We start from the raw sequence: 19,932 nt of genomic DNA on the forward strand, positions 1-19,932 counted from the left end.
TCTTGCTTGACACTTCCGCCATGCACACGCTCTGATGCAGGCATGGCCCTGCGTCTCGACCCCGCCGTCCTCCGTGGCGAAATCGACAACACCACCCGCGACAACGTTCGTGGCAAACTGTGGCTGGTGGGCCGTGATGAGCCGGTCATGCTGGATTTGAGAGGCAATGCATGGCGTGATGTCGCGGGCTGCAAAGTGACCTTCACCAATCCCAAGCCTTCGCCCCGGCCCGCCGCGCCCTTGCAGGCAAAGCAGCGGGGCCATGTGGGCGACATCACCGCCTCCCGCAAGGTGCTGGATGATGCTGCGGAGGCGGAGCGCGAAGCAGGCGAAGAAGGCGAGGGAGATGAGGCCTCCGCGGGACGGCCTCATGGGCTCTACATTGAGTGGTTCTCCGAGGAGAGCGGGCGTGTGTTCATCGAGGGCACGGATTTTGAAGTGAGCATCTCGGCGTGGGTTTGGGAAATGGACGAGGCGCAGGAGGAGGCGCAAAAGATGGCCAACCTCAATGCCATGCGCGAGTGGCTGGCGGGCATCATCCAGCGGCCAGAGCCGAAGGCGGGCGCCGAGGATGAGGAAGAGGAGGAGGAAGAAGAAGAATTCGATGACAGCGAGGAGGCGTGGGAAGACTCGCTGAAGCAGTCCGACCGGCTCAGCGACGCGCACATGGAGGCGATCGAAAAATACGGTGCGGACGGCCTGCATGATGACCGCATCGCCTTTGTGATGGGCTGGGACCACATGCTGCGCGGCGGCCCCGAAGGCGCCCCCGATGATGGCGGCGATGCCGAGGGTGAGGCATGGAAGGAGGGCGAGGAGGTGCTGCCAGAATGGGTGGAGGTGGAGAACGAACCGGATGAAGGCGAGTTCGACGACTTCCGGGAGGAGCGTGAAGCCCATCCGCTGCAAACCCTGGCGCATGACTTCGTGCTGCGGCTGCTGACCGAGATCCAGGACGAGCGGTGCGAGAATGCCGAGGAGAGTGATGGCAACACCGCGCTGGACCGGTTCATCCGAAACTCAATGAACATCAGCGGCAAGCTGGCGGGGGCGCTAGGCACGCATGACTTTGCCGGCTCATCCCACACGGGCCACACGCTCGCCATTTTGCGCCGCTGCCTGAACTGGGCCAACGAGGCGCTGGCCGCCTTGAACGAGCTGACGGAAGCGCCCGAGTGGCGGGACCGCCAGGAAGTGCTGGACAGCTTCCGTGCCGAGCTTTTTGCCATCCGGGATGGCATCACTGATCTGCGCAAGGAGCTGCGGGCGAAGTAGGCCGCTACTGCCGCAGAGATTTCCAGGGCTCTTCCTGGCTGTGGTCCACCAGACCGGGCTCGTCCGCCTGGGCCGGGGAAAGGATGGCGAGGAACACGAGCTTTTCATCCCCCACATTCCAGGTGCCGTGAACCTCGCCCATGGGGATGAACGCCGTGTCTCCAGGACCGAGGATTTTTTTCTGCCGGCCCACCCACTGCTCGGCCTTGCCGGAGATGACGTAGATGAGCTCCTCCCGCGTGGGGTGCGAATGGAAGGGATGGCTGCGCCCGGGTTCCATATTGGCGCGGACCATCATGAGGTGCTCGTTGTTCACGATGTCGCCGCGGCAGATCCATTCCTCCAGCGTCCAGGGGGAGAGGAAGTCGATTTTTTCGGCGGCGGTGACGAAGCGGCGGCTGGCGATGGCGTCGGACATGGTGGGGGATGCTAGCGCACCTGAATTTCCCCGGCAAGCCGGGCGATGCACCTGCGGCTATCCGTTTTGCTCCATTTCCTCAGTAGGTGAACAGATCCTTGACCCCAAACGGGCGCTCCAGTTCCACGCCTTTCTGTTTCAGGAGCAGATTCAGGGCGTCGGCCATGCGCTGCTTCATGTGCTTGGTGAGGCGGCGGCCTTTGCGGGCGCGCTGGACGGCTTTGTGGGTCATGGGCTCGGTGCTGGCCGTGACCAGGTCGTGATTTCCCAGTTCATGCCCGGCCATGATGCCGTCCAGAGGCTGCACGCCCATGTTGCGCTCGATTTCGTCTTGTCCCATGGTCACCTTCTCATTCCGCAAACCGACCTCTGCAATCTGAATTCCAGCCATGCGCATTCTCCTCACCACCACCAGCTATCAGGACACCCCCGGCGACCACCATGCACTGCTCGCCGCCCAGGGCTACGATGTACACCGCGAGCGCGGGCCGCTGCCTGAAAGCCGCATGCTGGAGCTGGCCGGTGACTTTGACGCCTTTCTCTGCGGCGACGACGAGATCACCCGTGCGGTTTTGGACAAGTCCCTGCCCCGCCTGCGCGTGATCTCCAAATACGGCATCGGGCTGGACAAGATCGACGTGGCGGCCTGCACCGAGAAGAAGCTCCCTGTCCTCTTCACCCCTGGCGTCAATCACACCACCGTGGCCGAGCATACCTTCTGCCTGCTGCTGGCGCTGGTGCGCAATCTGGTGGATTCCGCCAATTCCGTGCGCAACGGCCAGTGGAAGCGGGTGACGGGGCATGAAATCTGGAACAAGACCATCGGTATCGTGGGCCTGGGCCGCATCGGCCAGGAGGTGGCGCGCCGGGCCGCGGCCTTTGGCATGAAGATCCACGCCATGGACCTGCCGCAGTACTGGCCCAAGGCCTTCGCGGATGAGTTCAGCATCACCCAGCACGAGAAGATCGAAACCATGCTGCCGCATCTGGATGTGCTGAGCCTGCACGCGAACCTGAGCGAAAGCACCCGGCACCTGATCAACGCCGAGCGGCTGAAGCTGGCAAAGCCTGAGCTGCTGGTGGTGAACACCTCGCGTGCCGAGCTGGTGCACATGGCTGACATCATCGCCGCTCTGGATGCCGGCACGGTGGGTGGCTACGCCACGGATGTGCTGGATGAAGAACCGCCGCCCGCCGACCATCCGCTGCTCAAGCACCCCAAGGCGCTGATCACGCCGCACATCGGCTCCCGCACGTATGAGAGCGTGCCGAGGCAGGCGATGCGGGCGACGTTGAATCTGGTGAACTATCTCAAAGGAGAGAAGGATGTGATTCAGGCGAACAAGTGGTGAGCGCACTCGCGCCCGATGCTGCCACAAGCCTTGCTTTTTCTCAGAGTTACTCAAGCCGCAGCAAGTAAAAGCACACCTGTGCCGGACTGGAGGCATCAGGCACCGCGATGATCGCGGCCTGATGCTCCCTCACGGTCAGCCTGGTCGGCACGCCCTTGAAGGCGTAACCCAGATGAATGTGGCTGTCGGCCGGATTTCGCACTGTGATGTTAGAAAGCGGGCTGTCGGAGAGCGCCACATGGAAGCGAGCTTTGTTTCTGAGCGCCGCCAGAAGGGTGTTCGCATCGTCCTGCCTCAGCGCGTCGGTGAAAAGTGCACGCCCCTCCTTGATGGCCTCCACACTTTTCTCGCCCGCTTTGATCGCCGGCCGCTTCGGGGTCGCGGGCAAGGCGCTGGCGATTTCCTCCGCGGTCGCTTCGAGCTGGATGATCTCCACCTGTGGCGCCGGCAGCCGGGATCTGGAAAGCGTCTTGGATGACTCATCGGCCGGCGCACCGTGATTCGGCATGGCGGTGTTCAGCCTGGCGGCCAGATCATCGCCCTCCTCATAGGTCAAATTGCTGTCGATCTCCACCAGATCCTCGCCGATTTCCGCCGAGATCATGGGTGCCGCGCGAACCTTGCCATCGATGACAATTGCCAGCCTGCGCCCATTCCCTTCTCGCGTCATCTGGGCAAAGCTCTGCCTGCCGCTCTCGGTGAACCGCAGAGCAATGCGCTGACACCCGGACCAGTGAGCGGCTTCCACAAACGTCAGGGCGGACTCATCAAGCAATACAGCCTTCCCGACGTTGAGCGTCTCGCTCTTCTCCCCTCCGGCGAACAGCATGGGCTCCGTCTCCGCTGAAGGAGTTTCATGCACCCAGCGCATCTGCAAAGCAGCCTTGGAAGCAGCCTCTGAAGCCGCCACGAGAGCCGGGGGAACCCGTACACCGTCGCTGGTGAATTTTTTCCTTTCGCGGCTGCGCATGATGAATCCCGCAAACGATGAGAGCGGCTGCGCGAAGAAGATGGTATGCACATACTGGTCCTGCACATTCATCGCCGTGCTGCCCTGGTTGCGCACATCCGAGCCATCATGCAGACGGCCCAGCACCTCCCATTGATTGTGGGGAAATTTGTCTTCATCCTGCGTAATCACGGTCACAAAGGCCTGACGATTGGCGTCTTCGCCAGAGTTGGTCAGGAACTCGCCACCGCCAGAGTTGTTGGTCCTGCCAGCCGGCACAATGTCATCGTTCCACCAGGCACCGGCCGTGAGCGTGAGGCGGGCCTTCACCTGTCCTTTCACAGAGGCATAAGGCACCCGGCAGCCTGTGACAAGCCATCCATCGGCTTGAAGCACCTTCGGCTCCCGAGGGCAGGCAGTGCGTTGGTTTACTTTGATCTCCTCGCCCGTCGGAGTGAAGAGGCTCAAATGAATTTCGCTGCGTTCATCAATGGCCGGATGCGAATAGAACATCATCAGCCAGCCTGACGTGGCGTTGATCTTGGCCGCCGCACCGTTTTTCAACAGGCCACCTTTCCACCACTCCCAGTCTTCCACCGGGATGTCGCCCGGCACCTTCACCGTCTCTCCGCCCGGCGTGCAGAGCTGCCAGCCATCCTCAGTCTCGGGCATCCAGGCGATGTAGCGCAGTTTGGGTTCGCCTTTGAATGGGATCTCATTGGGCGGTGGTGCAGCTGGTGGTTTGACAGGTGGCGGAGCTGGAGCATTTGCCCCCTTCGAAAGCGGAGGCTGAGATTGATAAGAGAGTCTGAGGGACAGCTCCACGTCCCGACCGTCCTGCAGGCGATGGGTGAACGTTGCCAGACCACCCTGCTGCACGTGCAGGGTGGGCAGCAGAAAAACCTTCCTGGCATCCTCAGACGCAGCGCGTGCCGACTCCATGACTGTTCCTTCCAGCACAAACATTTCGCGTTCCGCTGCCGGGTTAAATTTGGAGGCACCACCGGCTTCCGTCGCGACTTTCGTCTGCCTGCCTGCCTTGATGGAAAACTCGATCTGCAGACCGTCTTTAGCCAGCGTGCGGAAACTCGCGGCCTTACCCAGGTGTGTATAAACCACGGGCGTGGAAATGACCTTGCCGGAGCCGGGGGGTGAATGGGGCGGAGACTCGGTCATGATTCCTGACAGCACGACCGCCTCGGGACGCTGATCGATCTTTGCCAGGAACTTCTGGAGAGGCTCGACAGAGGGCTTGGTGGCATCGAGCACCATTGAATTGCTTCCCGTCTCCACGTACCTGAAAGCGGCCACCAGTTCGGGATGTTCTGCTTTGACCCGGTCAAGTGCGGCGGTGGCTTCGAGGTATTTGAGGGCCACGCGGCTTTCCTGGGGAGTGTCACGCGGTGCGTCATTGCCCGCAGTCGAAGATTTGACGTTTGCTGCCCCGGAGGAGCCGCCGCTATTCTTTTCAGCCTGCGTCGTTGCGCGGTGGATCGGCGCTTTTTGCAGCTCTGTCATCTTCCCCGCGGCCACCACGATCCAGGGAGCGATGCCGTGAAGGAGAAGGAGCATGAAGCATGCTATGGCAGCCCGCGCCGCCATCTTCGTTGAGGCCCCGTGCATGCGCCGTTGCGTCCACAGGTAGAGGCTGAAGGCCGCGCCCACCTGCAAGACCCAGGCGACTTGTGCAAAAGCCCCGTGCATGGCCATGACGGTGGTGAAGGACGAGCCCAGTTTTCTTTGGGCGACATAGAGCCAAAAGGTCATCGGAAGCCGCATGAGCGCAATGATCCCGAGGCTGGCTACGACGGTGAATACCGCTCTCGGAACAGGACCGAGAACGCCGGAAGATCTTTCGCGGAGAAGGCGCCATCCGGAAATGCCTCCCGCCACCAGCGGCAGGACCGCCCCCGCGATCATGGCTCCACTTTTACCGGTCCAGCCCCAATATTGTGAACCGTACACTCCGAGACCCATCAGAATTCCGCCAGCGCCCAGCAGAACAAGGACAGCCACCGGCAGCGGCCAGGCTGCTGTGACTGGAGGGTGATTGAGCGGTTCAAGAGGTGGCGAAATGTCTTTGTTTCGATGATGATGCATCCACCAGGCAATTCCCAGGCTCAGACCGAAAAGGATCAGGAGTTCGTTGGTTCCGAGCGGTGACTTGTGGTCAAGAGACGCGAGCACGAACAACAGTAAAGCGAGCAGCGCCAAGAAGACGCCGCCGCTCAGCAGCCACAGGCTGCCCCTGCGGCGAGAACTGTATCTGGCACGCACGGGTTGATGATTCAGATTCTCCACCTGCGTGCGAAACTCCGCAGCCGTGGCGAAGCGCAGCTCGGGAGATTTTTCCAGGGCGCGCAGCACGATCTCGTCGATGCGGATGTCCACCTGCACGCGTTTCGAGGGTGCTTCAAGTCTGGCGGTGGGTCGCTCGCCGGTGAGCATTTCGTAGAGAACGACGCCGAGGGAGTAGATGTCCGCACGGTGATCGGCGGCTCCGCTGGCCTGCTCTGGGGCGGCATAGTCAGGAGTGCCCAAGGGCATGCTGGCTGCGGCGTGCTTCCCGTGTGTGGATTCAGAAGCTTCCGCATCAGAGTCGCGGCACAGCTCCGCGCCATCATTGACGATCTTCGCGATGCCAAAGTCGGCGATCTTCACGGTGCCCGCCTTGTCGATGAGCAGGTTCTCGGGCTTGATGTCACGATGGACGATGCCGTGATCGTGCGCGCATTGCAGGGCCTCGCAGACGGGCGGCACGATGCTGAGCGCTTCCTGGGGCGTGAGGCGCTTTGCCTGCAGGAGCTGGCGGAGGTTCACGCCATCGATGAACTCCATGAGCAGGAAATAGAAATCTCCGGCCAGGCCAAAGTCATGCACGGTGACGATGTGCGGATGGCTGAGGCGGGCGAGCGCCTGCGCCTCCCGCTGAAACCGCTCGGAGAAACCAGGCCGGCCGGCAAGCTCAGAGGGAAGAATTTTCAGCGCCACAAAGCGGTCGAGCTGTGGCTGACGGGCCTTGAAGACGGCGCCCATGCCGCCACTTCCAATGAGGGCAATGATCTCAAGGTGGGGAAAGGCGGCACGCACGGAATCCAAAGCCGGCGGCACATAGGAAACGAAAGCCCCCTCAACCGTGGGAGCCAGCGCCCTGGCATAGACGCAGCGCGGGCACAGTCCGTGGGCGGACTCCTCAGGGATGGACGTGCCGCACTGCGGGCAGAGGTGCGATGGGATGGGGGTCATGCCTGTTCCTTGGAGAGTACGGGCGGCAGGTTACATCAAATCAACCGTGCAAGGCGGATCCATCCACTGTGCTACAGCATCCCGTGCTCCTTGAAGCTGAAGTAGGGCTGCTCGCGGGAGGGTGAGGGGGTGCCGATGATGACGTGGTCCAGGAGGGGACTGCCGATGGCGGAGGAGGCATCGCGGAGACGACGGGTGAGGCTGCGGTCGGCTTCGCTGGAGGCGGGATCACCGGAGGGATGGTTGTGGACGAGGATGTAGCCGAAGGCGTTGTGGATGATGACCTTCCGCAGGAGGTCGCGCGGTTCGGCGACGCACTGGTTGAGGCTGCCGCGGAAAACTTCCTCGCTGCGGATGACGGCGAACTTGGTGTTCACCAGGATGATGCGGACGGATTCGTGGCCGAGGGCCTGCATCTCCGCACCGATGTAGTCGTAGATGCGCTGCGGGCGGTCCAGGATGACTTCGGCATGCGAGGGCTCCTGCGCGGAGCGGCGGCCGAGTTCAAAGGCGGCGGCGAGCAGGGCCGTTTTCGCGGGGCCGAGGGCTTTGATCTTGCGAAGAATGGCGGGTTCGAGACGGGAGAGGTCACGAAGGGATTTGTAGTCGCGCAGGATGCGCTGGCCGATCTGCAGGGCGTTTTCGCCTTTGGTTCCGGTGTTGATGAAGAGGGCGAGGAGCTCGGCATCTGAAAGCGCCTGCGGGCCGAGGCGGAGGAGGCGCTCACGCGGGCGGTCGTTTTCCGGGATGTCGTGGATGCGGCTCATGAGGCTGTTCTCGGTTCGCTGTTCTCGGTTCTCTGTTCGCGGTTCTCGGTTCTCGGTTCGCGGTTGATCAAAGCGCGGTAATGAAAACAGGGCAATCGGGTTTCGTCTGAGCGGGACCGTCAGGAGGCTCGAATGCTACTGGTCGTAACGGAGCTGAAGAATCGAGGACGAGTAGGAGAACGAGGACGAGGACGATTATTGATGCTGAGGCATCAATGGATGGCCCGGCACTGGTCCAGCAGGCTGTGGAGATAGCCGACGATGTCTTCGAGAGCCTGCTTGTGGGAAGAGTCCTTCAGGCAGACCAGATCCGCGCGGGCTTCGAGCAGCATGTTTTGCGCGAATTTGACGGCGCGATCCACGGCGCCCTCGTAGTCGGCGATGCCGGCGAGGATGGTGGTGTCCATGGGCTCGCCTTTGAGCAGCATGCGGTTGAGCTTCTGCTTCTGAGCGTCGGTGGCTCCTTCGAGGAGGTAGAGGACGGGGAGCGTGAGCTTGCCGCGGGCGAGATCGGTGCGGAGGGTCTTGCCGACGGTTTTTTCGTCGCCGACAATGTCGAGGCAGTCGTCGTAGATCTGGTAGGCGGTGCCGAGCTTGAGGCCGTAGTCCTTCAAGGCGGCCTGCACGGAGTCGGGCTGCTGATTGAGACGGGCGCCGAGCTCGCTGGCGGCGGCAAAAAGCGCGGCGGTCTTCATCTCGATCATCTTGAGATAATCGGCGATGGAGAGATTAAAGTCGAAGCGGCGCTGGGTTTGGAGGATCTCGCCGGTGCAGACATCGCGCGAGGCACGGGCGATGGTGCGGCAGACATGGGTGTCTTCAAACTCCGTGGCGAGCTCAAGCGCGTAGGCGAAGAGGCTGTCGCCAAGAAGCACGCTGAGACTGCTGCCCCATTTGGCGACGGCCGTGGGCTGCGCGCGGCGGATGTCCGCGCCGTCCATGATGTCATCGTGCACCAGGGAGGCGATGTGGACGAGCTCAAGAATGACGGAGAGGCGGGTGTGGCCGTCATTGGTGCCGCCGGTGGCGCCGCCGGCGAGCACGGCGAGGGCGGGACGGATGCGCTTGCCCGAGGTTTTGCAGACGTAGCTGACGTAGCCTTCCACGCCGGGGTCAAAGGCACGCGCCTGATCGAGGATGGCGGCTTCCACGCGCTCCAGGTCGGTCCGAACGAGATGAAACGGAAAAACAGGATTGCTGGCGCTGAGGGCGGGGGCTGACATGGAAAGCTGTCTTATTCCATCCACCACGGCGGGGGCTTCGTCAAATGGCACGCGGAAGCCTCGCACATGCAAACTTTCAAAAGAAATGAAAGCTGCGCGCCGGTCACTTCGCCCGGGCGGCCAGCAGGCCGCTGACGATGGCGTCTGCGATCTTCTGGCGGTGGGCGGCATCCGCGCAGCGGGAGGCTTCGCGCTTGTTGCTGAGATAACCGCATTCGACGAGCACGGCAGGCATGCGGGTTTCGCGGAGCACCTTGTAGTTGCCGCGGAAAATGCCGCGCGTGCCGCCCGGGACCCGGCTCTTGAAGAAGCGGGAGATGGCCGCGGCGAGGGACTGGCCCCGCGGGCTGCGATAGTACACCTCCCTGCCGGCGAGGGCGGTCTGGCGGCTGCCATTGAAATGAATGCTGACGAAGACTGACGAGGGCGCCCGGTTGGCCATGCGCGCGCGCTGCGCGAGCTCCACAAAGGTGTCGGTGCGGCGGGTCATGACGGTTTTGACGCCTTTGGATTTCAGCCCCGCCTCAACACGTTTGGCGACGTCCAGGCAGAGCTTTTTCTCGATCAAGCCGTTCCAGACGGAGCCGCCGTCCCTGCCGCCGTGCCCCGCATCGATCACCACGGTGGAAAACCGCAGGGGTTCCGCCCAGGCCGCCCCCGCGACGCCGCCCACGACCAGCGCCAGGCAGAGAGCCGCGATGCGTGAAAAGCGGAGAGGCACGCAGGCTAGGGAATTTTGAGCGTTTTCCCTGCGCGGATGAAATCAGAAGAAAGGCCGTTTGCGGCCTTGAGCTTCGCCACCGTGGTGCCGTTCCTGCGTGCAATGGCCCCGAGGCTGTCCCCGCTTTTGATGGTGTAAGACCCTCCTTTGCGGGAGGTCTTGCCGGATTTGGACGAAGTCTTGGAGGACTTGGAGGACGATTTTTTCTTGGAAGAGCCGCGAGAGGAGGAGCCGCCATGGGAGGAGCGCCAGGAGGAATAGTCCATGCCGGGGCTCTGGCCGCCTTCGGCCGCCCAGTCGCTTTTGTAGTCGCCATTGTCCGCGAAGGGGTAGTCCGCATGCCCCATGCTGTGGGCGGGCGTTTCAGGCGAGCCGCGCAGATTGATGACGGGCAGGTCTTTGGGCAGGCCCTTGATGTGCGAGGAGGTTTCACACGCAGCCAGCAGCAGCAGCGGAGCAAGCAGCCATGCCCTGGACAGAAATGACGTGAAATGATTCATGCGGAAAGATGCACCACTTTCGCGGGCGAATCAATTCACCGCATGAAAACGGCTGATGAGCTGTTTGACCCGGGGGATGCCATTTTTGTCCTTTGCCAGAACGATGGTGCGCTCGTGATAGTAGCCCGCGCCGCTGGTGGGAAGGCTGTAGCGCCAGTTGGCCACATCGGCGCCGGGGTCGTTGCCTTCCATGGGGTTTTTGATCGTGTTGAAGACGGTCCGGCCATCCATGCCGATCTGCACGGCCTTGAACTTGCGTTCTGAGAACCCGATGGAGTACCGGGTGCCGGTGGAGCCCACATGAAAGACCGCATTGATCGAGTCAGGAATGGAGTAGCCGTAGTTGAGGGTGCAATACATCACCATCAGCGCCGGGATGATGAGGATGACCGCCGGGGTGAAAAAGTACCAGTTCTTTTTGAAGAAAGCAGAATTCATGCGGCCGCATGCTGGTGGAAACGCCGCCCTCAGGCAAGGTAAAACGCGCGGTAAATCCAGGGCACCCTGCCGCCTGCCCGGGGCGGCCCCTTGCCGGCTTCAGGCCGGACGGCTTCGCGCTGATGGATTACAACCGCTGGTCTCCGGGAGGGGAATCCGCGGTGGAGGTGTAGGTGAGCTGGCCGTCCTGCACACGAAGGTACTTCGAGGCGCCCTGGATGTCCTCTTCACTGAGGCCGGGCACCACAAAGACGCGGCCGCGCATGGCACCGCGAACCGACATGCCGCCGCGCACGATGGCACGCACTGTGTCGATCACGCTGTCGTCCTGCACAAAATTCACATCAGCGGCCTGCGCCATCATGCAGGTGGAGCAGAGCTCCTGGGCATTGCGGCGGTCGCGAGCGGCATAGACCGCATCGTCCTGGCTCATCATCGGCACTGCGATGCCGACCATCACGCCGAGAATGGCGATGAACATCAAAACCTCAAAGAGGCTGAACCCGGAGCGACGTTGTGTGGGGAAATGAGCAAGAGTTTTCATGGCTGCTTGTATCAATAATGGTATTTTATGATAATTATTGCAAAGCTGCAACTACATTTTGTCAAATTTCCGTAAATCGTTCGAAGAAGAGTGTCATTATTGAGAATTTAGGGCCCGTGAGCCACTCATTTTCAATTCCTGAGCTCATTTAAGCCGTCCGGCCAAACCAAGCGAGAAACTCGCGATTCCCATCCGTCCCCTGAATGGGGGACTCGGTAAGCCCCCGCCATTCGAGACTGGGCTGCGAGCGTACAAACTCCTCGATGCGCGTACAGGCCTTGGCGTGAAGCTCTGGCTCACGCACAATGCCCCCCTTCCCCACCTCTTCGCGGGAGAGCTCAAACTGGGGTTTGATGAGGACGAGGGCCTGACCGCCCGGCCGCAGCACCTGCAGCACCGCAGGCAGCACGAGCGTGAGTGAAATGAAGGAAAGGTCCGCCACCAGAATGTCCACCTCCTGCCCCACATCTTCCGGGCGCATGTGGCGGAGATTGAACTGCTCGCGGGAGACGACGCGGGGATCGCTGCGGATTTTCCAGGCGAGCTGATTGGTGCCCACATCGAAGGCGAAGACTTTGGCGGCGCCGTGCTGCAGGAGGCAGTCGGTGAAGCCGCCGGTGGAGGCTCCCACATCCAGCGCGGTCATGCCCGTCACATCGAGGCTAAAGTGCTTCAGGGCGCCTTCGAGTTTCAAGCCACCCCGGCTGACGAACCTGGGGCGCTCGCGCACGACGATCTGCTCGCGCTCTGTGACGAGCCAGCCGGGCTGGGTGATGCGCCTGCCCAGAATGCTGACCTCTCCCGCCATGATGAGCCGTTTGGCCTGCTCCCGCGAAGGCACGATGCCGAGCTTCACCAAGGCGAGATCAAGACGTTCACGCGGCATTGGGGGGGGGACGTTATTTCCGCACCTGGGTGATGAGCTCGTCTCCCGCTTCGATGCGGACGCCAGGCAGCACGACGGTGGTGTCGATGTCCACCACCGCTTCCGCCGCCTCGATGGTCTCCCCCACGGTGACGCGGCCCACCAGGCCGTTGCCACGACGCACGTCAAATTTCGTGCCGGGGGTGAGGCCCTTGTTTTTGCCGGCATCGATCACGGCAAAACCCTGGTCGTTGTGCGACTCGATCACCTTGGCAATGGCCGGCATGCCAATGATCTGCTTTTGCAATTCGGTCAGGGGGGCTGCGGCGGCGGGCGGCGAGGGCATGGCGGGGGCGCCGGGCATGAGGCCGCTGCCAGACATGGGCGGCACAGCAGGGAGGGCTGAGACAGGCGGGGGCGGCAGCTCCGCCACGGTGCTGGGCTTCAGCGGCATGGCGGCTTCGTGGGCCGCCTGCTGCTTGCGCACGAGCTCCAGTTCCTTGCGCGCGCCCTTGGCCTCCTCCTGGGCCTCCCACGCCAGATAACCGGTGATGGCTAGGAGAATGATGGTGAGTGCCAGGGCATAGTGGGAAAGACGCATCCCGCATGCTAAACCGAAGCCACGCGGGGATCAACCCTCCTGTCACAGGTCAGCGCAGCAGTCCCAGGAGCTCCCGCATGCGCAGCTCGATATTCAAAAGGCTGGCCTGTACACCCGCGAGCCACTCCATGTCCGCGCCGCTGGGGTGCTGCTGCACGAGCTTGTCCGTGGCATTGAGTGCGGCGGCAAAGAGAGGCAGGCTCTGTTCGAGATCGACCACCAGAAACTGCCACTGGTCTTTCTCCGCGCCGGCAAACTGACGGAGCACGTGGATGAGATGCGCGGCCAGGTCCGCCACTGTGGAAAGCAGGCGCAGGACGGCGGGACGGGTACGGACCTCCTCATTAAAGACAAGGAGGCTCTGAAAGCGCCGCAGTTCCTTTGCCAGCGCCGCGGAACGCGCGACGGGGTCCAGGCTGGCGCTTTCCTGCGCCTTGGCCGGTGATTTATGAGGCGGGCGGGGAGCGGAGTCATGTTTGACCGCACCGAAGGGATCGCCGCCCGGCCTGGCGGGCTGGAAGGGGTCATCAAAGCCGGGGCTGTGCAAAGCGTCGGCGGACCTGGCGTTGCGGCTGGCCCCCAGGAGGAAGTGTTTGCGCCGGGCGCGGTTTTGCCGCAGCAGGGCGGCCTCCTCATCCTTGGTCAACTGCCAGCGTGGTGGCGACACACGGAGCTGCAGGTGCCAGGACTGGATGAGGATGCGCTGGTGGTCCTGATTGAACCATTCGAAGAACAGGAGGTTTTTCAGGCCGGGAGGTTCAGGCAAAGTGATGACGGCGCCCGACTGCGATCTGCGGCGCGGGAGCTTGGCCACGCGCGAGGAGGCGGTCATGAGACCGCTGTAGCCGTGCTGCATGGGGGCGATGGCCTCCACATGGCGTTCATTGGCGTCTGGAAGCGGATTGTGAAAATCCACGCGGCAGCCGGCGATGTCGCGCAGGAAATTGCCCACCAGTTCCACGCGCACGGGCTGGTTTTGCCCAGCGAGATGCAGCACGCCAGTCACCAAACCAGGAACTTCATTGGAGAGGTAGCCGCCGAGGATGGACGATTCGAGACAAATAATCATTAATTGTCATATAAACTAGAGGCCTCTGTGGAGGGCCGCAAGCGGACATGCCTTCATAAAGACAAAAATCTCCCTCTTTCCGAAGCGCGGCCACTTATTGTGGAACTGTGGCAAGATTGCTGCTTGTTCCACAGCCAATGTGATGCTACGGCCACTCTCCCCTAAAACCTACAACCCAATACAAACCTACCCCATGAAAGACCTCGTCTATCTCAGCCGCTCCTACGTTGAATTTGGCCCCTTTGCCAAAAAGGAAATCATCGATTTCCAGAAGCGTGGACTCCTCTCCACCGCCGACTACCTGCGTGATGAAGGGAGCGACAACTGGGTCCACTACCAGGAATGGCTGACCGTCGTCCCGATGCCCGAACCCAAGCTGGTGAAGAAGCCGGCTGTGAAGGAGCCTGCCGCCAAGGCCGCTCCTGCCGCCAAAGCTCCTGCAACGAAGAAGGCGAAGAAAGTCGCCTGATCCACGGGAACGGAATTTTCCGGCTCCCGCTGAATTGATTCCGCGTTTGATGCGCGTCCCGCCTCCGTGCTGGACGCGCATCTTTGTTCATGCGAATAGCGCGGGTGGACGAAGCCGATGCCATCACCTCCCGGACCCTGCGCAACGAACTGTGGCGCTCGATTCCGTCCGGCGTCATCGACAACCTGACCGCGACCTTTGGCATGCTCATCGCGGTGCGGGTGTTTCACCTGGGAGACGTGGCGAAGTCCGTCTTTCTGAGCGCGACGAGCGGGGGCATGGTCGCGAGCCTGTTTGTGGTGCCGCTGCTGCTGCGGGCGAAAAGCACCATCGCACGCACGGCGGCCAAGGTGCAGCTTCTTGGCGGCGGCTGCATGGCGGTGTCAGCGGCGTTTCCCGGCAGCGCGGTGCTTTACATCGGAGGACTGAGCCTGGGCCTGTTCTGCCTGACGATGCAGATCCCGCTGATGACGCAGATCTACCGCATCAACTACCCCGCTGACAAGCGCGGCAAGCTCTATGCGTTCACGGGAGTCACGCGGGCGGCCGCGGCGGTGTGCTTTGGTTTTTTGGGCGGGAAGCTGCTCGGATGGGACATCGGAAACTATGTGTGGCTGCTGTGGGCCTTTGCCGCCAGCGGCTTCATTTCAGGCTTCTGGACCTATGGTCTGCCGGTGACCGCGTGGGAGGCGCCTGAAAATTCCAGCACGAGCCTGTGGAGCTCCATGCGCTGGGTGCGGGAGGACCGTGATTTCCGCACGCTGCTCATCTCCTGGATGATGATGGGCATTGGCAACCTGGCGGCGGCCTGCCTGTTCGTGGAGTATCTGGCCAACCCGAGCCACGGCATCAACCTGAGCGAGTTCAATGTGGCCTGGATCACGGGAGTGGTGCCGGTGCTGGCGCGCGTGGTGTTTTCCTATCCGTGGGGGCTGGTGTATGACCGTTTTCATCTCTTCACGGTGCGGGCGGTGCTGAATGTTTTTTTTGCAGCGGGCATCCTGTGTTTTTTCCTGGGTCACAATCTTTTCTGGTGGACCTTTGGCATGGCCTTGTGGGGCATGGCCAACGCGGGGGGGAACGTGACGTGGGCGCTGTGGGTCACCAAGCTGGCGGACAAGCACGCCGTGGCCGAGTACATGAGCGTGCACACCTTTCTCACCGGGGTGCGCGGCCTGATCGCCCCTTCCCTGGCGTTTGCGATGATCAAGGTGATGTCGTTCGACACCTTTGCCATTGTCTGCGGCGTAACCATCCTTTCCGCGAGCTGCTTCATCGGCGTCCGCGCACGGAGCAATTCTGAATCCACCGACCGCCTGCGCCCGGGTGCGCGCCGCGAACATTTATGAACATCCACCTTGTACAAATAGACTCGATCTGGGAAGACCGGCCCGCGAATCATGCGAAGGCACGGCAATTGATCGCGAACGCGAAGCCGCAGCCGGGATCGCTCATCATTCTGCCGGAGACTTTTTCCACCGGCTTCAGCATGAATCTGGCCGTGACCGCCGAGCCTGAGCAGGGAGCCACCGAGGAGTTTCTGCGCGAGATGGCCGCGCAGCACCAAAGCTGCGTCATTGGTGGTGTGGTGACGAAAGGAGCCGATGGCCGTGGGATGAACCAGGCGCTGGCACTGGCGCCAGACGGCACCGTCCTGGCACGCTACACGAAGAACCATCCCTTCAGCATGGGGGGAGAGTGCGAGGTACACCGGGCGGGCACGGAGGTGAGCCTGTTTGAATGGCAGGGGCTGCGCATCGCTCCACTGATCTGCTACGACCTGCGTTTTCCCGAGCTGACGCGCAGGGCGGTGAGCGCCGGCGCTGAAGTGCTGATCTACATCGCCGCATGGCCGGCGAAACGGATACAGCACTGGATCACGCTGCTGCAGGCGCGGGCGATTGAAAACCTGGCGTATGCCATCGGGGTGAACCGCTGCGGGAGCGATCCTGAATTTACATACACCGGGCGCAGCCTGGTGGTGGACCCGCATGGCGTCGTGATCGCGGACGCGGCGGAACAGGAGCGAGTGGTGAGCGCTCAGATCGACCCGGCCGTGGTGCGCGGTTGGCGGGCCCAGTTTCCTGCCCTCCGCGACGCGGGCATGGCCTCCTGATCACATCAGACTGGTGCGCATGCGTCCGGCTGCCAGGATGGCGTCGAAGCGGCGGGCGTCGTCCTCACGGGCGCCGCTGACGAGGACGTAGTCGTACCTGCGCCAGTGCTCCATCTCGGCGGCGGCGTTTTGCATGCGGAGCTCAAAGGCGGCGGCGTCCTCCGTAGCGCGGCCGGAGAGGCGGCGGCGGAGTTCCTCGAGGCTGGGCGGCAGGACGAAGATTTCCAGGAGGCAGCGCTTCACCAGTTCGTCCTCACAGGCGCGGACCTGCATGGCGCCCTGGACGTCAATGTCCATGATGACATCCATGCCGCGTTCGAGGTTTTCATAGACGTAGTGTTTCAGCGTGCCGTAGAGGCGGCCGTGCACGCGGGCGTGCTCAAAGAGCTCCCCACGCTCCACGCGGGCCAGGAAGTCCTCCTCGGTCAGGAAAAAGTAGTCTTTGCCGTCCACCTCGCCGGGACGGGGAGCGCGGGTGGTGCAGGAGACGGAGAAGACCGCCTCGCCCCGGTCGCACACTTTCCGTGCCAGCGTGGTCTTGCCGGTGCCGGAGGGCCCGGAAACGACGATGAGCTGGCCGAGGCGCTGTTTTGAGAATTCCATGCTGCCGAATACCCATGGCGATACGGAGTGCAAGAGACTTGGCAAACCGGCAGTACTGTTCCACCCTCCAATTTCCACCCCATATCAACCATGCAAACCGCATCTTCACGCCGTCAGTTCGTCACAGTGGCCGCCGCCTCGGTGGCCGCGCCCTTCATCCTCCCCTCACGCGTCTGGAGCGCGGACACCGCCCCGAGCGAGCGCCTGACGCTGGGCTTTATCGGCGTGGGCAAAATGAACAGCGGCCATCTTAACAGCTTCCTGGGCCGGAAAGAGGTGCAGGTGGTGGCCGTGTGCGACGTGGACACCAACCGCCGCGAAAACGCGAAGAAGACCGTGGAGGAACGGTATGCCAAGGACAAGGACGCCGGCTTCAAGGGCTGCGAAGCCTACGGCGACTTCCGCAAGCTGCTGGAGCGCAAAGACATTGACGCCGTGGTGATCGCCACGCCTGACCACTGGCATGCCTTCATCGCCATCGCCGCACTGAAGGCGGGCAAGGACGTCTATTGTGAGAAGCCGCTCACGCACAACATCCACGAAGCCCTCACGCTGATCGACGCGGTGCGCAGCAACAAGCGCATCCTGCAGACCGGCTCCCAGCAGCGCTCCAGCAAGGAATTCCGCGTGGCCTGCGAACTGGTGCGCAACGGCATCATCGGCAAGATCGACCACGTGGAAACGGCCTTCGGCGCTCCTGCCAAGCCCAATGCCAATCCGGAAGAGCCCATGGAGCCAGGCCTGGACTGGGATATGTGGTGCGGCCCGGCGCCGCTGGTGCCCTACAGCAGCGTGCTGAGCCCGCGCGGTGTGCACAACCACTTCCCCGCATGGCGCATGACGCGCGAATTTGGCGGCGGCATGATCACCGACTGGGGCGCACACCACATCGACATCGCGCAGTGGGGCCTGGGTGAAGACGAGCACGGCCCGGTGGAGATCATTGCACCGGCGAACTACGCGGACGCCACCGACGGCGCCAAGCTCATCTACGCCAGCGGCATTCCGCTGCTGCACAACGGCAAGGGCCGCGGTGTCTCCTTCTACGGCTCCAACGGCGAGGTGCATGTGAACCGCGGCAAGTTTGAGCTGGTGCTCGGCGGCAAGACGATTCACAAGTTCTGGGACAAGGAGGCGGACAAGGGCACCTCCCTGGACCGTGAAGTGGTGCTGACCGAGCGCGAATATCTGGCTGATGCCAAGGTGAAGCTGTACAACTCCAAGAACCACCACGAAGACTGGCTCAACTCCATCAAGACCCGCGAGAAGCCGATCTGCGACGTGGCCATCGGCGCGAGCACGGCGATCTCCTGCCACCTGATGAGCCAGGCCTACTACCACGGCGGCTCGATGAAGTGGAACCCCGAGAAGCACGAGTACACCAGCGGTGGCGACGCCAAGTGGCTGACCCGCGACTACCGTGCGGGCTGGGTGGTGTAAGTTTCCATCTTGATGATGGAGTTGCGGCGGCCTCGGAAGAGGCCGCCTTTTTTATTGTTTCGCCTCAGCGCGCTTCACCACCTGGCTGCCGTCTCGTACGGTGTCGGGGGGATGCATCAGGACCTCGTCGCCGTTTTTCAGGCCGCTCAGGACCTGGGTGAACTTGCCGTCGGTACGTCCGGCTTTGACCACCACGGACCTGGCTTTTCCTGAGTCGTAGAGGAAGGTCTTCCACTCGCTGCCTTCGCGGAACAAGGCGCCGGCCGGGACGAGCAGCGTGTCATCGCTGTGCCAAATGGCCACGCGCACCTCCACGCGGTAGCGGTCTCCCAGGGCCTTGAGAGCGGGCGTCTGGTCCACGAGGTCGCTCAGCACCAGCACGCGCTGTTCTTCGACGCCGAGCGCGGACACTTTGGTAAACGCCGCGGGCTCCACGCGGCGGACGCGGGCTTTCGCGGGCGCGTCGCCACCCCACTGCTCCACGGTGACCGCGTCCCCGGGCTTGATGGTCACGGCATCGCGGGAGAGGATTTCCGCCTCGATCTCGAGATCCGAGGGGTCTCCGATCTCCACAATGGCTGTGCCCGGGGTGACAATGGTGGAGCTCTCCTGCTGGACCCGCAGCACCACGCCGCTGACCGGGGCGCGGACTTCGATGGAGGCTCCGCCAGGAGCGGGCTTGTCGATCTGCTGCAATGCGGCGCGGGCCTGGGCGAGTTCGAAATCCGCCACCTGCAGCGCAAACTCGGCGGACTTCACCTCGCGTGTTTTCATCTCGGCCTCGCGCTGAAAGGTGTCGCGGTCGGTGTCGCTGATGACGCCTTTCTCGGTGTTGTTTTTGATCCGGTCCCAGTTGGCCTGGGCGTACTTGAGGCTGGTGCGGGCCATCTCGATGTTTTCACTGGCGCGGCTGCGGGCGGCCAGGGCCGCATCGACACGAGCCTGGGCCTCGGAGCGCGCGCGTGCGTCCAGCAGGGGGGAGAGCGCGGGCTCGATGCGGGTGAGCACGGTCTCGCCGGCCTTCACTTCGTCTCCCGGTTTCAAAACCACGCGCTGCATGCTGCCCGCCACTGGAGCGGCGACCATGTAGCGGTTGCGGATGCGGGTCTTGCCCTCCTCGGACACATACACGGTCAGGGGGCCCTGATGCACCGCGCCGGTCTCGACCTCCACCGGTCGCGGCTGCATGGCATAAACGACGGCGAGCACCAGTGCGGCAGCCACCGCCCAGAAGAGCGCCTTTCGCACCAAACCGCGGCGCGTGACGGGGGCCTTTGCTTCCCAGGGAGGAGCGGCGGTTTGAGGGGTGTCGGCTGAAGCATCAGGCATGGCTTGA

General features: G+C 62.7%; 20 protein-coding genes. 6 read left to right on the top strand and 14 right to left on the bottom strand.

Features of this window, described 5'->3' with window-relative positions; genetic code table 11:
- Nucleotides 1-42 precede the first annotated feature (42 nt).
- On the top strand, nucleotides 43-1,275 hold the full coding sequence (locus tag ACILSQ_RS17105; protein WP_395744875.1) for a hypothetical protein: 1,233 nt from the start codon (nucleotides 43-45) through the stop codon (nucleotides 1,273-1,275).
- Between the two features lie 4 nt (nucleotides 1,276-1,279).
- On the opposite strand, the gene ACILSQ_RS17110 is transcribed toward ACILSQ_RS17105, so the two are convergent.
- Together ACILSQ_RS17110 and ACILSQ_RS17115 are read right to left on the bottom strand one after the other, a co-directional pair.
- Entirely contained in the window at nucleotides 1,280-1,693 is a 414-nt protein-coding gene (locus ACILSQ_RS17110) for a cupin domain-containing protein (RefSeq protein ID WP_395744876.1), read from the bottom strand.
- A 79-nt stretch (nucleotides 1,694-1,772) separates the two neighbouring features.
- On the bottom strand, nucleotides 1,773-2,033 hold the full coding sequence (locus tag ACILSQ_RS17115) for a hypothetical protein (RefSeq protein ID WP_395744877.1): 261 nt from the start codon (nucleotides 2,031-2,033) through the stop codon (nucleotides 1,773-1,775).
- 49 nt (nucleotides 2,034-2,082) lie between these two features.
- On the opposite strand from ACILSQ_RS17115, the gene ACILSQ_RS17120 reads away from it, so the two are divergent.
- A complete protein-coding gene (locus ACILSQ_RS17120; protein ID WP_395744878.1) occupies nucleotides 2,083-3,045 on the top strand; it encodes a phosphoglycerate dehydrogenase in 963 nt (320 codons plus the stop codon).
- 46 nt (nucleotides 3,046-3,091) lie between these two features.
- Here ACILSQ_RS17120 and ACILSQ_RS17125 read toward each other — a convergent pair whose 3' ends face one another.
- The 10 genes from ACILSQ_RS17125 to ACILSQ_RS17170 all read right to left on the bottom strand — a co-directional run bounded on the left by ACILSQ_RS17125 (nucleotide 3,092) and on the right by ACILSQ_RS17170 (nucleotide 13,968).
- Nucleotides 3,092-7,240 carry a protein kinase domain-containing protein gene (locus ACILSQ_RS17125; RefSeq protein ID WP_395744879.1) on the bottom strand — a complete coding sequence of 1,383 codons (4,149 nt, stop codon included), beginning with the start codon at nucleotides 7,238-7,240 and terminating at the stop codon, nucleotides 3,092-3,094.
- A 71-nt stretch (nucleotides 7,241-7,311) separates the two neighbouring features.
- Nucleotides 7,312-8,007, bottom strand: coding sequence for a RadC family protein (gene radC, locus ACILSQ_RS17130; protein WP_395744880.1), 696 nt, complete (start codon nucleotides 8,005-8,007; stop codon nucleotides 7,312-7,314).
- 212 nt (nucleotides 8,008-8,219) lie between these two features.
- The gene (locus ACILSQ_RS17135; protein ID WP_395744881.1) at nucleotides 8,220-9,230 is read right to left on the bottom strand and encodes a polyprenyl synthetase family protein; all 1,011 of its coding nucleotides are present in this window, start codon (nucleotides 9,228-9,230) and stop codon (nucleotides 8,220-8,222) included.
- 103 nt (nucleotides 9,231-9,333) lie between these two features.
- Nucleotides 9,334-9,951, bottom strand: a complete 618-nt coding sequence (locus ACILSQ_RS17140) for an N-acetylmuramoyl-L-alanine amidase (protein WP_395744882.1) — start codon at nucleotides 9,949-9,951, stop codon at nucleotides 9,334-9,336.
- 5 nt (nucleotides 9,952-9,956) lie between these two features.
- Nucleotides 9,957-10,451 (bottom strand): LysM peptidoglycan-binding domain-containing protein, encoded by a 495-nt coding sequence (locus ACILSQ_RS17145; RefSeq protein ID WP_395744883.1) that lies wholly within the window; start codon nucleotides 10,449-10,451, stop codon nucleotides 9,957-9,959.
- Nucleotides 10,452-10,481: 30 nt separating this feature from the next.
- Nucleotides 10,482-10,889: a hypothetical protein gene (locus tag ACILSQ_RS17150; protein WP_395744884.1), complete on the bottom strand. Its 408-nt coding sequence runs from the start codon at nucleotides 10,887-10,889 to the stop codon at nucleotides 10,482-10,484.
- Between the two features lie 127 nt (nucleotides 10,890-11,016).
- Nucleotides 11,017-11,433, bottom strand: a complete 417-nt coding sequence (locus ACILSQ_RS17155; protein WP_395744885.1) for a type II secretion system protein — start codon at nucleotides 11,431-11,433, stop codon at nucleotides 11,017-11,019.
- 148 nt (nucleotides 11,434-11,581) lie between these two features.
- Nucleotides 11,582-12,319 (bottom strand): TlyA family RNA methyltransferase, encoded by a 738-nt coding sequence (locus ACILSQ_RS17160; RefSeq protein WP_395744886.1) that lies wholly within the window; start codon nucleotides 12,317-12,319, stop codon nucleotides 11,582-11,584.
- A gap of 13 nt (nucleotides 12,320-12,332) precedes the next feature.
- Entirely contained in the window at nucleotides 12,333-12,899 is a 567-nt protein-coding gene (locus ACILSQ_RS17165) for a hypothetical protein (protein ID WP_395744887.1), read from the bottom strand.
- Between the two features lie 49 nt (nucleotides 12,900-12,948).
- Nucleotides 12,949-13,968, bottom strand: coding sequence for a hypothetical protein (locus ACILSQ_RS17170; protein ID WP_395744888.1), 1,020 nt, complete (start codon nucleotides 13,966-13,968; stop codon nucleotides 12,949-12,951).
- A 193-nt stretch (nucleotides 13,969-14,161) separates the two neighbouring features.
- On the opposite strand from ACILSQ_RS17170, the gene ACILSQ_RS17175 reads away from it, so the two are divergent.
- The 3 genes from ACILSQ_RS17175 (at nucleotide 14,162) to ACILSQ_RS17185 (ending at nucleotide 16,553) form a co-directional block, all read left to right on the top strand.
- Nucleotides 14,162-14,437: a hypothetical protein gene (locus tag ACILSQ_RS17175; protein ID WP_395744889.1), complete on the top strand. Its 276-nt coding sequence runs from the start codon at nucleotides 14,162-14,164 to the stop codon at nucleotides 14,435-14,437.
- A gap of 89 nt (nucleotides 14,438-14,526) precedes the next feature.
- A complete protein-coding gene (locus ACILSQ_RS17180; RefSeq protein ID WP_395744890.1) occupies nucleotides 14,527-15,786 on the top strand; it encodes an MFS transporter in 1,260 nt (419 codons plus the stop codon).
- Nucleotides 15,783-16,553: a carbon-nitrogen family hydrolase gene (locus ACILSQ_RS17185; protein ID WP_395744891.1), complete on the top strand. Its 771-nt coding sequence runs from the start codon at nucleotides 15,783-15,785 to the stop codon at nucleotides 16,551-16,553. Before ACILSQ_RS17180 ends, ACILSQ_RS17185 begins: the two co-directional genes overlap by 4 nt.
- Here the strand turns inward: ACILSQ_RS17185 and gmk are convergent, their stop codons facing one another.
- Nucleotides 16,554-17,156, bottom strand: a complete 603-nt coding sequence (gmk, locus tag ACILSQ_RS17190) for a guanylate kinase (protein ID WP_395744892.1) — start codon at nucleotides 17,154-17,156, stop codon at nucleotides 16,554-16,556. It abuts the gene before it with no gap.
- Between the two features lie 90 nt (nucleotides 17,157-17,246).
- Between gmk and ACILSQ_RS17195 the strand changes: the two genes are divergently transcribed.
- Nucleotides 17,247-18,596 (top strand): Gfo/Idh/MocA family protein, encoded by a 1,350-nt coding sequence (locus tag ACILSQ_RS17195; protein WP_395744893.1) that lies wholly within the window; start codon nucleotides 17,247-17,249, stop codon nucleotides 18,594-18,596.
- A 51-nt stretch (nucleotides 18,597-18,647) separates the two neighbouring features.
- Here the strand turns inward: ACILSQ_RS17195 and ACILSQ_RS17200 are convergent, their stop codons facing one another.
- A complete protein-coding gene (locus ACILSQ_RS17200; RefSeq protein ID WP_395744894.1) occupies nucleotides 18,648-19,925 on the bottom strand; it encodes an efflux RND transporter periplasmic adaptor subunit in 1,278 nt (425 codons plus the stop codon).
- Between the last annotated feature and the right edge of the window lie 7 nt (nucleotides 19,926-19,932).

Origin of the sequence: Prosthecobacter sp., from assembly GCF_044227185.1 — a bacterium.
Taxonomy (GTDB): Bacteria; Verrucomicrobiota; Verrucomicrobiia; order Verrucomicrobiales; family Verrucomicrobiaceae; genus Prosthecobacter.